General features: G+C 72.1%; 13 protein-coding genes. 7 read left to right on the top strand and 6 right to left on the bottom strand.

The window, feature by feature from the left end; translation table 11 throughout:
* Nucleotides 1-3 precede the first annotated feature (3 nt).
* Genes nbrcactino_RS11750 through cofD form a run of 3 tightly spaced genes read right to left on the bottom strand, consistent with a single transcriptional unit; the run spans nt 4 to nt 2,923 of the window.
* On the bottom strand, nt 4-552 hold the full coding sequence (locus nbrcactino_RS11750) for an NUDIX hydrolase (protein ID WP_161927753.1): 549 nt from the start codon (nt 550-552) through the stop codon (nt 4-6).
* Nucleotides 549-1,904 (bottom strand): coenzyme F420-0:L-glutamate ligase, encoded by a 1,356-nt coding sequence (locus nbrcactino_RS11755; protein WP_161927754.1) that lies wholly within the window; start codon nt 1,902-1,904, stop codon nt 549-551. The genes nbrcactino_RS11750 and nbrcactino_RS11755 overlap by 4 nt, the downstream gene beginning before the upstream one ends.
* The gene (gene cofD, locus nbrcactino_RS11760; RefSeq protein WP_161927755.1) at nt 1,901-2,923 is read right to left on the bottom strand and encodes a 2-phospho-L-lactate transferase; all 1,023 of its coding nucleotides are present in this window, start codon (nt 2,921-2,923) and stop codon (nt 1,901-1,903) included. The genes nbrcactino_RS11755 and cofD overlap by 4 nt, the downstream gene beginning before the upstream one ends.
* Before the next feature lie 512 nt (nt 2,924-3,435).
* Between cofD and nbrcactino_RS18025 the strand changes: the two genes are divergently transcribed.
* A complete protein-coding gene (locus nbrcactino_RS18025; protein ID WP_186343385.1) occupies nt 3,436-3,657 on the top strand; it encodes a WhiB family transcriptional regulator in 222 nt (73 codons plus the stop codon).
* A gap of 32 nt (nt 3,658-3,689) precedes the next feature.
* Here nbrcactino_RS18025 and nbrcactino_RS11770 read toward each other — a convergent pair whose 3' ends face one another.
* Complete coding sequence (locus tag nbrcactino_RS11770) at nt 3,690-4,160, bottom strand: metallopeptidase family protein (protein WP_228460840.1); 471 nt, start codon at nt 4,158-4,160, stop codon at nt 3,690-3,692.
* Between the two features lie 94 nt (nt 4,161-4,254).
* Here nbrcactino_RS11770 and nbrcactino_RS11775 point away from each other — a divergent pair, with 94 nt between their 5' ends.
* The 3 genes from nbrcactino_RS11775 to manA are packed head-to-tail and all read left to right on the top strand — an operon-like array spanning nt 4,255 to nt 7,074.
* The gene (locus nbrcactino_RS11775; protein WP_161927757.1) at nt 4,255-4,680 is read left to right on the top strand and encodes a DUF3499 domain-containing protein; all 426 of its coding nucleotides are present in this window, start codon (nt 4,255-4,257) and stop codon (nt 4,678-4,680) included.
* Nucleotides 4,681-4,724: 44 nt separating this feature from the next.
* A complete protein-coding gene (locus nbrcactino_RS11780) occupies nt 4,725-5,837 on the top strand; it encodes a hypothetical protein (protein ID WP_161927758.1) in 1,113 nt (370 codons plus the stop codon).
* Nucleotide 5,838: 1 nt separating this feature from the next.
* On the top strand, nt 5,839-7,074 hold the full coding sequence (manA, locus tag nbrcactino_RS11785) for a mannose-6-phosphate isomerase, class I (RefSeq protein WP_161927759.1): 1,236 nt from the start codon (nt 5,839-5,841) through the stop codon (nt 7,072-7,074).
* 7 nt (nt 7,075-7,081) lie between these two features.
* Here manA and nbrcactino_RS11790 read toward each other — a convergent pair whose 3' ends face one another.
* Nucleotides 7,082-8,434, bottom strand: a complete 1,353-nt coding sequence (locus nbrcactino_RS11790; protein WP_161927760.1) for a hypothetical protein — start codon at nt 8,432-8,434, stop codon at nt 7,082-7,084.
* A 303-nt stretch (nt 8,435-8,737) separates the two neighbouring features.
* On the opposite strand from nbrcactino_RS11790, the gene eccB reads away from it, so the two are divergent.
* Nucleotides 8,738-10,138, top strand: coding sequence for a type VII secretion protein EccB (eccB, locus tag nbrcactino_RS11795; protein ID WP_161927761.1), 1,401 nt, complete (start codon nt 8,738-8,740; stop codon nt 10,136-10,138).
* A gap of 7 nt (nt 10,139-10,145) precedes the next feature.
* Here the strand turns inward: eccB and nbrcactino_RS11800 are convergent, their stop codons facing one another.
* Nucleotides 10,146-10,763, bottom strand: coding sequence for a TetR/AcrR family transcriptional regulator (locus nbrcactino_RS11800; protein ID WP_161927762.1), 618 nt, complete (start codon nt 10,761-10,763; stop codon nt 10,146-10,148).
* A gap of 264 nt (nt 10,764-11,027) precedes the next feature.
* On the opposite strand from nbrcactino_RS11800, the gene nbrcactino_RS11805 reads away from it, so the two are divergent.
* Nucleotides 11,028-11,303, top strand: a complete 276-nt coding sequence (locus nbrcactino_RS11805; RefSeq protein ID WP_161927763.1) for a redoxin NrdH — start codon at nt 11,028-11,030, stop codon at nt 11,301-11,303.
* 13 nt (nt 11,304-11,316) lie between these two features.
* A complete protein-coding gene (gene nrdI / locus nbrcactino_RS11810; RefSeq protein WP_161927764.1) occupies nt 11,317-11,754 on the top strand; it encodes a class Ib ribonucleoside-diphosphate reductase assembly flavoprotein NrdI in 438 nt (145 codons plus the stop codon).
* The last annotated feature ends 30 nt before the right edge of the window (nt 11,755-11,784 follow it).

Below are 11,784 nucleotides of genomic sequence, written 5' to 3' on the forward strand. Positions count from 1 at the left end.
GGGTCAGGCCAGGCGACGGCGGACCGCGTCGACGAGGGGCACCAGCTCGTCGTTGGGCAGCTCGCCGAGCGGCCACCAGCGCAGGTCCAGCGATTCGTCGCTGCGCACGATCGCGGGCAGGTTGCCGTCGTCGGTGGCCGGGGCGATCGCGGCGAACCGCACGTCCAGGTGCCGGGTCGGCACGCCCAGCGAACAGGTGATCGGGTGGGTGTGCAGGTGGACCGGCCCGGGGGCCAGTCGCAGCCCGTCGATGCCGGACTCCTCGCCGGCCTCGCGCAGCGCGGCCGCCTCGATTGACGGGTCGTCGGGCTCGCAGTGCCCGCCCAGCTGCACCCAGGCGCCCACGCGCGGGTGCAGGGTCAGCAGGGCGTGGGTCACCCCGGCATCGACGACGAGCGCCGAGGCGGTGATGTGGCCGGGCTCGTGGGCGCGCAGGCAGCCGTCGGGGGCGGCGTCGAGGAACGCCAGATAGGTGTGGCGCAGCGAGTCCTGTTCGGCGCTGTGCGCCGCCCAGGAGCCCAGGGCGGCGCGCGTCGAGGCGTGCAGGTTCACAGCTCCACCACCAGACCGGTCGGATCGGCCGGGGGACGGGTCGGCGGGTTGGAGCCGTCGTCGGGGCGGGTCGGCGGATAACCGATGGCGATCGCGCCCAACGGTTCCCACCGCTCGTCCAGGTCCAGCTGGGTGCGGACGACGTCGGCGGCGAAGATCGTCGAGCCGATCCAGCAGCTCCCGATCTCGCGGGCGGACAGGGCCACCAGCAGCATCCCGACCGCGGCGCCGGAGGCGACGGTGAACATGGTGTGCTCGCAGGCATTGCGCCGGTCGTCGGGGTAGGTGTGGGCGCCCTCAGGCACCAAGAACGGGATCACCACCTCCGGGGCGTCGTAGAGGATCTGGCCGCGGCGCACGCGCTTGGCGATCGACTCGTCGCTCTTGTCGTCGTCGCGCAGGTCCGATCGCCACGCGTCGCCCATCGCGTCGAGCAGGGCCAGGCGCCGGGTCCGGTCGCGCAGCCAGACGAAGCGCACCGGGTGGGTGTGGTGCGGGGCGGGTGCGGTGAGGGCCTCGGCGAGCGCGGCGCGCATCTGGTCGGGGTCGACCGGGTCCGACGCAAAGCTGCGGACCGAGCGGCGGGTGAGCACCGCCTCGCGACGGCCCTGGGCCACCGCCAGGTCGGTGCCGAGGCGGAACAGATCCTCGTCGGCGGGGCGAACCAGGTCGGCGGCGGTACTCCCGTCGTCACGGGGCGCCAGGCCGCGCACGATGGCGGCGGCGACCCCGTCGAGCTTGCCCTTCACCAGGTCCGCGGCTGCGGCGATCTCGTCGGCCACCGCGATCTCGGTGACGACGAGTTCGTTGCCGTGGACGTCGCGACGCCCCTCATAACTGTGACTGACCGCCAGGCCCGACGAGCCGATCGCGACGTCGGTCTGCCCGGTGCGCCAGGCCCGGCCCATCGTGTCGGTGATGACGACGGCGACGTCGAAGCCGGCCTGCGCGAACGCGGCGCGGACGGCGGCGGCGCTGCCGTCGGGGTCGCGGGGCAGCAGGGCGAGTTCGTCGACCGCCACGTTGGACCCGTCGACGCCGGCCGCGGCCTGGATGAGCCCGTTGGCGTTCTCGGTGATCAGCGTGCGGTTCTTGCGGGCGACGACGCGGACGGTCTCCTCGTCGATCAGGCGGCGCCGCAGCGCGTCGCGTGCTTCCGGGTCGGTCGGCGCGGGCACCATGCGCCCCTCGGTCTTGGAGAAGACCTTCGAGGTGATGACGACGACGTCCCCGTCGCGCAGGTCGGCGGCCTCGAGGATGGCCGCGGCGACCGACATCCCCGGGCGGAACTCGGGGAGGCCGTGGACGCCGATGATCGTCAGCGCGCCGGCGGAGCGGTGATCGGCGCTCACGACCGGTCCGCCGACGCCGGGGTGTCGACGCCGACCAGGGCACAGGCGGCGCGCACCATCTGCGCGGTCGCGCCCGGATCGGTCATGAGGAGTGGGGCGGTGCCGATCGCGATGCCGTCGACGGTGGCGGTGTCGCCGTCGGCGATGAGCCAACCGTCGAGCAGACCGGTGCCGCTGCGCGGACCGTAGTGGGCGGCGATCGCTTCGGCCGTCGTCTCCACGCCGATCACCGACAGGCATTCGTCGGCCATGCCGCGCAGCGGCTTGTTGTCGATCACGGGACTGATCCCGACGATCGGCGCGGAGGCGGTGCGCAGGGCGGCACGCATTCCATTGACCGACAGGATGGCGCCGATGCTGACCACGGGGTTGCTCGGGGCGAACAGGATGACGTCGGCCTCGGCGATGGCCCGGGCCGACTCGGGGGTGAGCTTCGCGTTATCGCTGCCCACCTGGGCGAAACCGGTGGTGGGGACTTGTGCGCGGTACCGGACCCACCACTCCTGGAAGTGGATCGCGCGCCGGTCCCCGTCGGGCGGGTCGATGACGACGTGGGTCTCGTGGCGCTCGTCGGTGACCGGGAGCAACCGGACACCCGGATCCCAGCGCCGGCAGAGGGCGGCGGCGACGTCGGTCAGCCGGTAGCCGGCCTCGAGCATCTGCGTGCGGATGAGGTGCGTCGCCAGGTCGCGGTCGCCCAAGCCGAACCAGTCGGGGTTGGCGCCGTACGCGGCGAGTTCCTCTTTGGCGTGCCACGTCTCGTTGCGCCGCCCCCACGCGCGCTCCTCGTCGATCCCGCCACCCAGGGTGTACATGCAGGTGTCGAGGTCGGGACAGATGCGCACGCCGTGCATCCAGGCATCGTCGCCGACGTTGACCACCGCGCTGACGGTATGCTGCAGACCGTCGGATCCGTCATCGGATCCGGCACCAGGAAACGGGGTACGGCCGAATAATTCGCGGGCGCCGAGCAACAAGCGCGCGCCGCCGACGCCGCCGACGAGGACAGTGACCTTCACGAGGGACCACTGTAGTGGGCACCAGATTGTGGTGTGAGACACGTGAATCCCTGAAGCTCGTGTCGAGACCCTTGATTGACCGATTTTGGTGGTATATAGACGTGTTTCGCCGTTCGGCTTGACCTGGACGAGGGACCAAGTGTCTAATCACATCAGTGTCATTTGTGGTTTTGAATCTTGGTATCAACGGATGTGAATTGCCTTGAGGCACAGCATGTTCGACCACATGTTCGAATCCACCGGCTGGCCGGGTACCACGGGTGGTGCCGCAGGCGGAGTCGGACACTGTCGGACAAGCACATTCGGGTGTCCGGCGGCCGGGGATGTAGGCAGCCGAGACGACAAGGCTGAGGCGACAACGAGAAGGAGACGCTGAGATGGGAATGCAACACCCGCTGGGCGACGACTCGTCCGCGTACGGCAATCCGGCACCCGGTGCTGCGCCCGCCCCTCCGGGGCCGCGCCTGCACCTGTCGGTTGTTCCCGACGATTTCGACGCGCTCTTCGACGCGATGGAGGACACCTGGCAGGACCGGGCGCTGTGCGCCCAGACCGACCCGGAGGCCTTTTTCCCGGAGAAGGGCGGATCGACGCGCGAGGCCAAGCGCATCTGCTCGGGGTGCGAGGTCAAGGCCGAGTGCCTCGACTACGCGCTCCACAACGACGAACGCTTCGGCATCTGGGGCGGGCTGTCGGAGCGGGAGCGCCGGCGCCTCAAGCGCGGCATCATCTGACCTGCCCGGGATCTGACCGGCCCGGAATCTGATTAGCCCGGGCCGTTTTCCACGGTGTCCTCGTCGATGCCGAGATAGGTCGCGACCTGTTCGATGAGGACTTCGCGCAGGAGGTCGGCGAGGTCGTCGCGGTCGCGCGAGCGCAATTCGAGCGGGCGGCGGAACACCACGACTTGGGCCCGGGTCCAGTTGCCCTCGGCATCCACGGACGCGGGGATCAGCCGCGCGAGTGGAACCGCGCGGTCGGCCGACACCTCGGCCGGCCACTGGATCGTCGACGGGTCGATCGGCAGCATCCGGGGCACGTCGTCGACGGCGATGTTGAGTTCGCGCAACTGGTCGTGCCACTTGGCGTCGATTTCGGCAATCGCCTCGATGACCACGGCGTCGAACTCGTCGGCGCGCGACATCCACGCCGGCACCGATTGCGGCAGCAGCGGGGAGCGCAGGCCCCGGGAACGGCGATCGCGCGCCCGGCGCGCCCGAATGGAATCCGTTCGCACAGGACGAGTGTAGGTGGGTGAATCGCGGTCGGGGAGATGCGCCGCCGGTGTGTCTTGCGTCCACCGCTCACACCGGAGGGCTAATCTGGCAAACGTGACCAATCACCGTCAGTGCTCCCGTCCGGCGTGTTCCCGCCCGGCCGTGGCGACGCTGACCTACGACTACGCCGGTTCGACGGCCGTGATCGGTCCGCTCGCCGGCTCCGCCGAACCCCACTCCTGGGACCTGTGCGCGCTGCATGCCGACCGGATCACGGTGCCGCGGGGCTGGGAGATCATGCGCAGTTCCAGCGGGTTCAGTGTGCCCAGCGAGGAGCAGGAACTCACCGCCCTGGCCGAGGCCGTCCGCGAGTCGGTGGCCGTCGGTTCCGAGCCGCTCGACGGTTTCGACGATTTGCCGCCGCGCGGACGGGGACCCGAGTCGTCCCGTTCGCTGCTCGGCGCCGGGGAACCGGCCCCGCCGGTACGGCCGCGACCTGGTCGTCGCGGGCATTTGCGGGTGCTTCCCGACGTCGACTGAGCCGCCCCGGCCCATCGCCGCGCGCGGATGGATACGCTAGAGCCATGCGCACCACAGGGGTGGATCTCGACGATCCGAGCGGTCTCATCGATGCCGATGTCGACGGGCTGCTGCACACCGCGGCCCGGGCCGGCGCACAGGTGCGCGCCGTGGCCGAGGCCGTGCGCGAAGGTGTTACCGAACCGCTGGCCGGGCTGCGGCCGCGCAGCGTCGTCATCGTCACCGGGGCCTCGGTGGCCGCCGCCCAGTCGGCCCGCTTCGTCATCGCCCACACCGCCGCCCGTCTCGACGTCCCCCTCGTGTCCACCCCGGCGCTGCCGGGATGGATCGGCCCGCTCGACGTCGTCGTGCTGCTCGGCGACGACGCGGGCGACCTCGCACTTGCCGACGCCGCCTCGAGGGCGACCCGGCGCCACGCGGAACTCGTCGTCGTCGCCCCGTTGGAGGGACCGCTGGCCAGTGCCGTGGCGGGGCGCGGCATCGACCTGGCGCCGCGCGTGGTGGTCGGCGAGCAGTTCCGCTTCGTCGGCCACGTCGCCGCGCTGATCGCCGTGTGCCAGGGGTTGACCCAGGTCCGCTACGTCGCCGGCGACTTGGACATGGACCGCCTTGCCGATGCACTGGACGCCGAATCGGCGCGCAACCATCCGTCCCACGACGTCTACGGCGCCCCGGCGAAGACACTGGTCGAGCGGATCGGCTCGGCCACCCCGGTGTTCTGCGGGGACAGTCCGGCCGGTGACGCGCTGGCGGCCCGGACGGCCAGCACCCTGTTCGCGCTCGGCGGGGTGGCGGCCGGAGCGGTGGATCTCGCGTCGGCGATGACCCGCCTCCTGCGCGACGGCGGCGGCGCCGGAGTCGACTCGCTCTTCCACGATCCCGAGATCGACGGGCCGCTGCCGCCGCGTGCGCAGCTGTTCGTCTTGAGCACGCCGGGGCGGCAGTGGCTGGCGCGCCGGCGGGTGGCGGCGCTGCCCGGTGCCGAGGTCCTGGTGGGCACCGCCCCCGACGCCGGCGAGGAGCAACCGCGCGAACCGGTGGAGCCCGGATCGGCGGTCGAATCCGACGAGGGAGCCGAGGCGTTGATCTCCTACCTCGTTCTGGCCGCGCGGCTGGAGATGACCGCGGTCTACGCCCAACTGCTCGGAGCGCGGTAGCGTGCGCGTTCTCGCCGGCCTGGTGCGCCCCTACGCCTGGGGTTCGCGCACCGCCATCGCCACCATTCGGGGTCTGCCCACCCCGTCGGCCCACCCGGAGGCGGAACTGTGGTTCGGGGCCCATCCGGCGGGGCAGGCCCAGTGCCTCGATGCGCAGGGGCACCCGGTGCGCGGGCTGCTTGACGAGATCGAGGCCGATCCGGCGGCGGCGCTCGGGACGACCGTCATCGACGAGTTCGGGGTGCGGTTGCCCTACCTGCTCAAAGTCCTGGCCGCCGACGAAGCGCTGTCGTTGCAGGCCCACCCGAGTTCGGAGCAGGCCGCCGAGGGATTCGCGCGGGAGGACGCCGCCGGCATCCGCGTCGACGCGCCCGAGCGCAACTACCGCGATCCGTGGCACAAACCGGAGGTGGTCCTCGCGATGACGCCGTTCGACGCGCTCGCCGGGTTCCGCGACCCGGCCCGGACCGTCGAATTGCTGCGCGAGCTCTCCCTGCCGGCGCTCGACCCCTACCTGGGGATGATCGCCGGCCAGCCCGACAGTGCGGGCCTGCGGGCGCTGTTCACCACGTGGATCACGTTGCCCGAGGCCGTTCTCGCCGACTTGGTCCCGGCGGTCATCGACGCCGCGGTGGCGCTCGCCGCGGGCGGCGGCTCACAGTTCGACGCCGAACTGCGCACGCTCCTCGAGTTGGGCGAGGCCTATCCCCGTGACCCGGGGGTGTTGGCGTCGTTGCTGCTCAACCGCATCCATCTCGAGCCGGGCGAGGCGCTCTACCTCGCGGCGGGCAACCTGCACGCCTACCTGCAGGGGACGGCCATCGAGATCATGGCCAACTCCGACAACGTGCTGCGAGGCGGACTGACCCCGAAGCACATCGACGTCCCGGAGCTGTTGCGGGTGCTCGACTTCACCCCGGTGTCGCAGGCGGAGTTGTCCCCGGCCGTCTCGGTGCTGGGCGCAGAGCGGATCTACACCACGCCGGCCCCCGAGTTCCGGCTCTCCCGCGTCGAACTCGACGGCACCGGCATGCACCACCCGTCGACGATCTCCTTCGACATGCCCGGCCCGCAGATTCTCGCGGTCACCGCCGGGCGCATCGACGTGCGCGGCGGTGGGGAGACGATCACCGCCGCCTCGGGGCAGGCGGTGTGGCTGGCCGACGCCGATCCCGATGTGATCGTCGCCGCCGCCTCGTCGAAGGCGACCTTCTACCGGGCGCGCGTCCCCCTCTGACCACCCCTCACAGGGCGGCGACGAGGGTCCGTTCCGGTTCGCTCGCCGCGCCGGTCAACCGGTGGGGGCGGCCGTCGACGACGAGGTCGATCCGCGGGTCGGCACGCGAGCCCCGGATGACCGTGCGCGGTGCCGGCCCGGCCTCCCAGTCCCCGGCCGCCCGGTCCCCGACGGCCCGGCGCAATCGGATTTGCCAGTGCTCGGCATCCTCGGACGACTCGTCGAACAGGTCGACCCGAGTCAGGGCCGCGGCGCCGGGACGGGCGGGCCCGAGGGCCAGGACCCCGGGGTCGTCGACGAGGTCGACGAGGCGGGCCCAGCGGTGTGGCTGTGGCGAGTGCAGATTGATCGCCGCGCCGGCGCCGATGCACCGATAGACCAGCAGTGCGATGAACCGGGGATCGCCGATCACCGACGCCGGATGGTCCGGCGACGAGATCAGCGGAGCCGTCACCGCCGAGCCGTCGTGCGCGGCACCGATCAAGACGCCGTCGTCGCCGAGTAGAAACCGCCAGTCCGCCAGGGAGATTGGGTCGGCCGCCAAGTCGGGGAGTGCGGTGGCACGGACGGCGTCGGTGGGCACCAAGTCGGCCAGGGCGTCGTCGGCGCCGTCGTCGAGGGGGTCGAGCCCCGGCGGCACCGCCCGCAGCGCGCGACCCGCACGCGGAACCTCGGTCACGCCCAGCAGTCCATCCAGGCGTGGATGTGGGGCCGACCCGGACAGGCGCAACGCCGTCGTGTGGGCGACCGCGTGGTCGGCCGCCACGGCCCGCAGGTGCGCCGGGGTCGTCGCCGGGGTCAGTGCGAACACCCGCCGGGCGGCACCCGGCGGGCCGAGGAGCTGCTCGGTGTGGTCGGTCAGCGCGGCGGCGTCAAAGATGTGGGTCCGCACCCCGTGGGCCGCCAAGAGTGCGGCGAGGCGCCTGGTCACCAGGGCCGCGCGGCCCAGCACCGCCGCGGCGGTTGCGCCCGGGGCCCGCGGGGGTACCGCCGTCACGGCGGGCAGGCGCAGGACGATGGTCGTCTGCCGTGCCGCCGCCACCGGCAACGAGCCCAGCGACCGGCTGTAGGCCGCGGCGATCGAACCGGCACCGCAATAGCGGTGTTCGGTGACGGCCAGGTCGATGGACAGCGGCACGCGTGCCGAGCGGCGGAAGGCCGCCAGGAGGTTCAGGTCCACCGCGGTGTCGGGGCCGCCCACCGCGGCCGATCCGCCGGCGCTGTGCGCCCGCACCACCGGTCGCGCCGGGGCCAACCCGATCGCGGTCACCAGGGTGGTGTCGGCCCACCGCACCCCGACCGGTGAGGTGCCGGCGAGGTTGGGGTCGGCCGACGGCGGGATGTCGAAGGCGGGCGCCATGGCTGGCGCGGTGCGCTCGGGCGCCCTGGCAGGCACAGGTTTGGTGAACACGGCGATCCCCCCGAATCGTTCCGACGTGCGTGGCGGCCCCCGGCCGCCGCTGTGCGACGACGCTAACCCAGTGCGCGGGTACGCGCGGGGGTTCCGGCGGATGCCGTCGGAAGGACTGCGCAAATCCGCCCCGCGCTTCAATTCCGCCCCGCGCCGACCCCGTCGCGTGACACAGTGTGCTCGGCGCCGGCGTTCACGCGGGCGGGTCCGGGGGGACCGCGCCGCGCCGGCGAATCGGTTTGGGGGAATCCGATGGTCAGACAGTTGACGACGCGCGCCCAGGTGAGCGGCTACCGCTTCCTGCTGCACCGGGCCGAGCACGCGTTGGTGCGCCGGGATGCCCGGATGCTCCACGATCCCATGCGGGCCCAGCGCCAATCGGTCACGGTGGGACTGGTCCTGGCCTTGCTGGTCGCCGCCGGGGCCGGGGTCTACGGATTGATCCGCCCGGTCGGGTCGGTGGCCGACGCCCCGATCGTGGCGAGCCGCTCCGACGGCGGGCTGTATGTCGTGGTCGACCACACCGCACATCCCGTCCTCAACCTGGCGTCGGCACGACTGATCGCGCAGACGCCGGCCGATCCGAAGGCCGTGTCGCCAGCGGCACTGCGCACTCTCCCGCGCGGCCCGGTGCTGGGGATCGTCGGCGCACCCAATGCGATCGGTGGAGCCGCGGCCGCGACCTGGGCGGTCTGCGATGCGGCGCGGGCCCACACGGAGACCCGACGCACCGCCGTGGTGGTCACCGACGGTCCGTCGCCGAGTGGGATCGGGCCCGAGCGCGGCTTGTTCGTCCTCGTCGGGGACACCCACTACCTCGTCTACCGACTCGGCCACGGCACCGCGCAGCGCACCGTCCGGGCCCGGATCGACGCCGGGGACGCGCGGGTGCGCCGGGTGCTCGGCCTCGACGACGCGGTGCCCCGGCACCTCTCACCGGCGCTGGCCGATGCCATCGAGGAGGTGGCCCCGTTGACGGTGCCGGCCGTGACCGGCGCCGGGTCGCCGGGGGTGCTCGGGATGGCGGTCGGAACGGTGTTCGCGGTGCCTGCACTCGAGGGGCGCGCGGATCACTTCGTGGTGCTGTCGCGCGGTGTCCAACCGGTCTCCGCGGTGGCGGCGGCCCTGTTGCGGATGACCGACGATGCGGCGCCGGCGGTCCCAGTCGTCGCGCCCGGCCGTGCCGCGTCGGCCGCGGTGGTCCGGGAGTTGCCGGTGGAGCATTTCCCGCAGCGGGTGCCCCGCTTGGTGGCCGCGCTCGACGCTCCGGTGGCGTGCCAGAGCTGGTACCGGCCGCCGGGGGCACCCGCGGCCACCACCGCGCTGTGGGTGGGGACGGCGGTCCCGGGCGGCCCGCCGGTGGCGGTGGTGGGCGCCGATGGGACCGGGCCGGGCGTGGACGAGGTCCGGGTGGCCGCCGGGGCGACCCACGACGTGCGGGTGACCGGGATGGACCCGCGCAGCTCGCGGCGCCACGGCCGGTTCCTCGTCGGGGACACCGGCATGCGCTATGCGGTCGCCGACGACGAGGCGGCGCGGATGCTCGGGTTGGGTGAGCCCGGATTGGCGCCGTGGCCGATCCTGCGGCTCCTGCCGACCGGACCGGATCTATCCCGTGCCGAGGCGCTGGTGGCGCACGGCGGATTCAAGTAAGAGGGGATCAGGTGGTCAGGGCGAGGACCAGTTGCTCCCACTGCTGCACGATCTCGTCGGGGGTCAGCTCCCCGACATCGGTCAGGAAGAGCACCGCATCGGCCTGCAGCGGAGCCTCGATCGCCAGCGCGGCGACCTCGGGCCGCGCGACGCCCAACTCGACCAGCAACATGCGCACGTGGATCGTCGCGGCCATCATGACCGGCATGGTGTAGCGCTGGCTGCCCTCGACCGGGATCGCCTCGGCGAGGATGTCGCGATGGGCCAGGGTGTGGGCGAGTCGGGCCCGGCCGTAGGCCAGGAGGCGCTCCACCGCCGGTGCGCCCGGGCCCAACGGCGGTGGGCCGGCAAGGTATCCGTGCTGCAGGATGTGCTCGTCATGGTCGAGGAGCGCGCGCATCAGGCCGGTGCGGCTGCCGAAACGGCGGAACACGGTGCCCTTGCCGACGCCCGCGGCCCGGGCCACCTCGTCCATCGTGACGGCGGCGGCACCGTGCTCGGCGACCAGGCGGGCGGCCGCGTCGAGCAGCTTGGCCCGGTTCTGGGCGGCGTCGGCCCGCTCGTCGCGCTGCGCGAGCAGGTCGTTGCCCACGAGCGGGAGCCCACCGAGTCCGCCGCTGTCCATGAGACGAGGGTATCGGGTCGTCTCGCACACCGAGAACATCGACGGCGCGGGGGCCGGAACCCGGCCCCGGGGCGGCGGATCCGCGGGGGTTTCCCGACACGCCCGACACGCCGAGACACGCCGAGAATTTGTGATCGTGTAGGCCTGCGACCAGCGAGTTTCATAAATGTAATTCACAACTTCTAGTGTTGGCTGGCAATGTCAGACACAAGGTGTAGTGTTCGGGGTACCCCAGAACGACATCGATGGAATTCGGAGCTGCTGATGGCTATCACCGTCTACACCAAGCCGGCATGTGTGCAGTGCAACGCTACCTACAAGGCTCTCGACAAGGCCGGTGTCGAGTACCAGGTGGTCGACATCTCGGAGGATTCCGAGGCGCGCGACTACGTCATGGCGCTCGGCTACCTGCAGGCTCCCGTCGTCGTCGCCGGTGACGAGCACTGGTCCGGCTTCCGCCCCGACCGCATCAAGGCGCTGGCCGCCGGCAGTGCGGCGAGTGCGACCGGCGCCGCCGGTTCGGCCACCGCTTCCGCTTAACGCAGGCCGGGTCATGTCGCTGTCGGTCGTCTACTTCTCGTCGGTGTCGGACAACACGCACCGGTTTGTGGAGAAGCTGGGCGTGCCGGCGCGGCGGATCCCGGTCCACGACCGTGCGGAGCGGCTGACCGTCGACGAGCCGTACGTGCTGATCACCCCGACCTACGGCGGGGGGCGCAGCACGACGGCGGTCGGCGGGGGATACGTCCCCAAACAGGTCATCCATTTCCTCAACGATCCGCACAACCGCTCTCTCATCCGCGGGGTGATTGCCGCGGGAAACACCAACTTCGGCGAGGAGTACGGCATGGCCGGCACGATCATCGCCGGCAAATGCGGGGTCCCGTTCCTCTACCGGTTCGAACTCATGGGCACCGCCGAGGACGTGGAACGCGTCCGCGAGGGGCTGGGCGAGTTCGCGCAGGCCCACGGCCAACTGCTGGCGACCTAGCCCGTCCGCCCGGATCGGCCACCGCGCCGT

Origin of the sequence: Gordonia crocea (genome assembly GCF_009932435.1) — a bacterium.
In the GTDB taxonomy this organism is placed as follows: domain Bacteria; phylum Actinomycetota; class Actinomycetes; order Mycobacteriales; family Mycobacteriaceae; genus Gordonia; species Gordonia crocea.

Excerpts from the sequence above, each read along its gene's own strand:
- eccB (WP_161927761.1), top strand. The coding sequence starts at position 8,738 with ATGGTCAGACAGTTGACGACGCGCGCCCAGGTGAGCGGCTACCGCTTC.
- nrdI (WP_161927764.1), top strand. The coding sequence starts at position 11,317 with ATGTCGCTGTCGGTCGTCTACTTCTCGTCGGTGTCGGACAACACGCAC.
- nbrcactino_RS11800 (WP_161927762.1), bottom strand. The coding sequence starts at position 10,763 with ATGGACAGCGGCGGACTCGGTGGGCTCCCGCTCGTGGGCAACGACCTG.
- nbrcactino_RS11780 (WP_161927758.1), top strand. The coding sequence starts at position 4,725 with ATGCGCACCACAGGGGTGGATCTCGACGATCCGAGCGGTCTCATCGAT.
- nbrcactino_RS11790 (WP_161927760.1), bottom strand. The coding sequence starts at position 8,434 with ATGGCGCCCGCCTTCGACATCCCGCCGTCGGCCGACCCCAACCTCGCC.
- nbrcactino_RS18025 (WP_186343385.1), top strand. The coding sequence starts at position 3,436 with ATGGAGGACACCTGGCAGGACCGGGCGCTGTGCGCCCAGACCGACCCG.
- nbrcactino_RS11805 (WP_161927763.1), top strand. The coding sequence starts at position 11,028 with ATGGCTATCACCGTCTACACCAAGCCGGCATGTGTGCAGTGCAACGCT.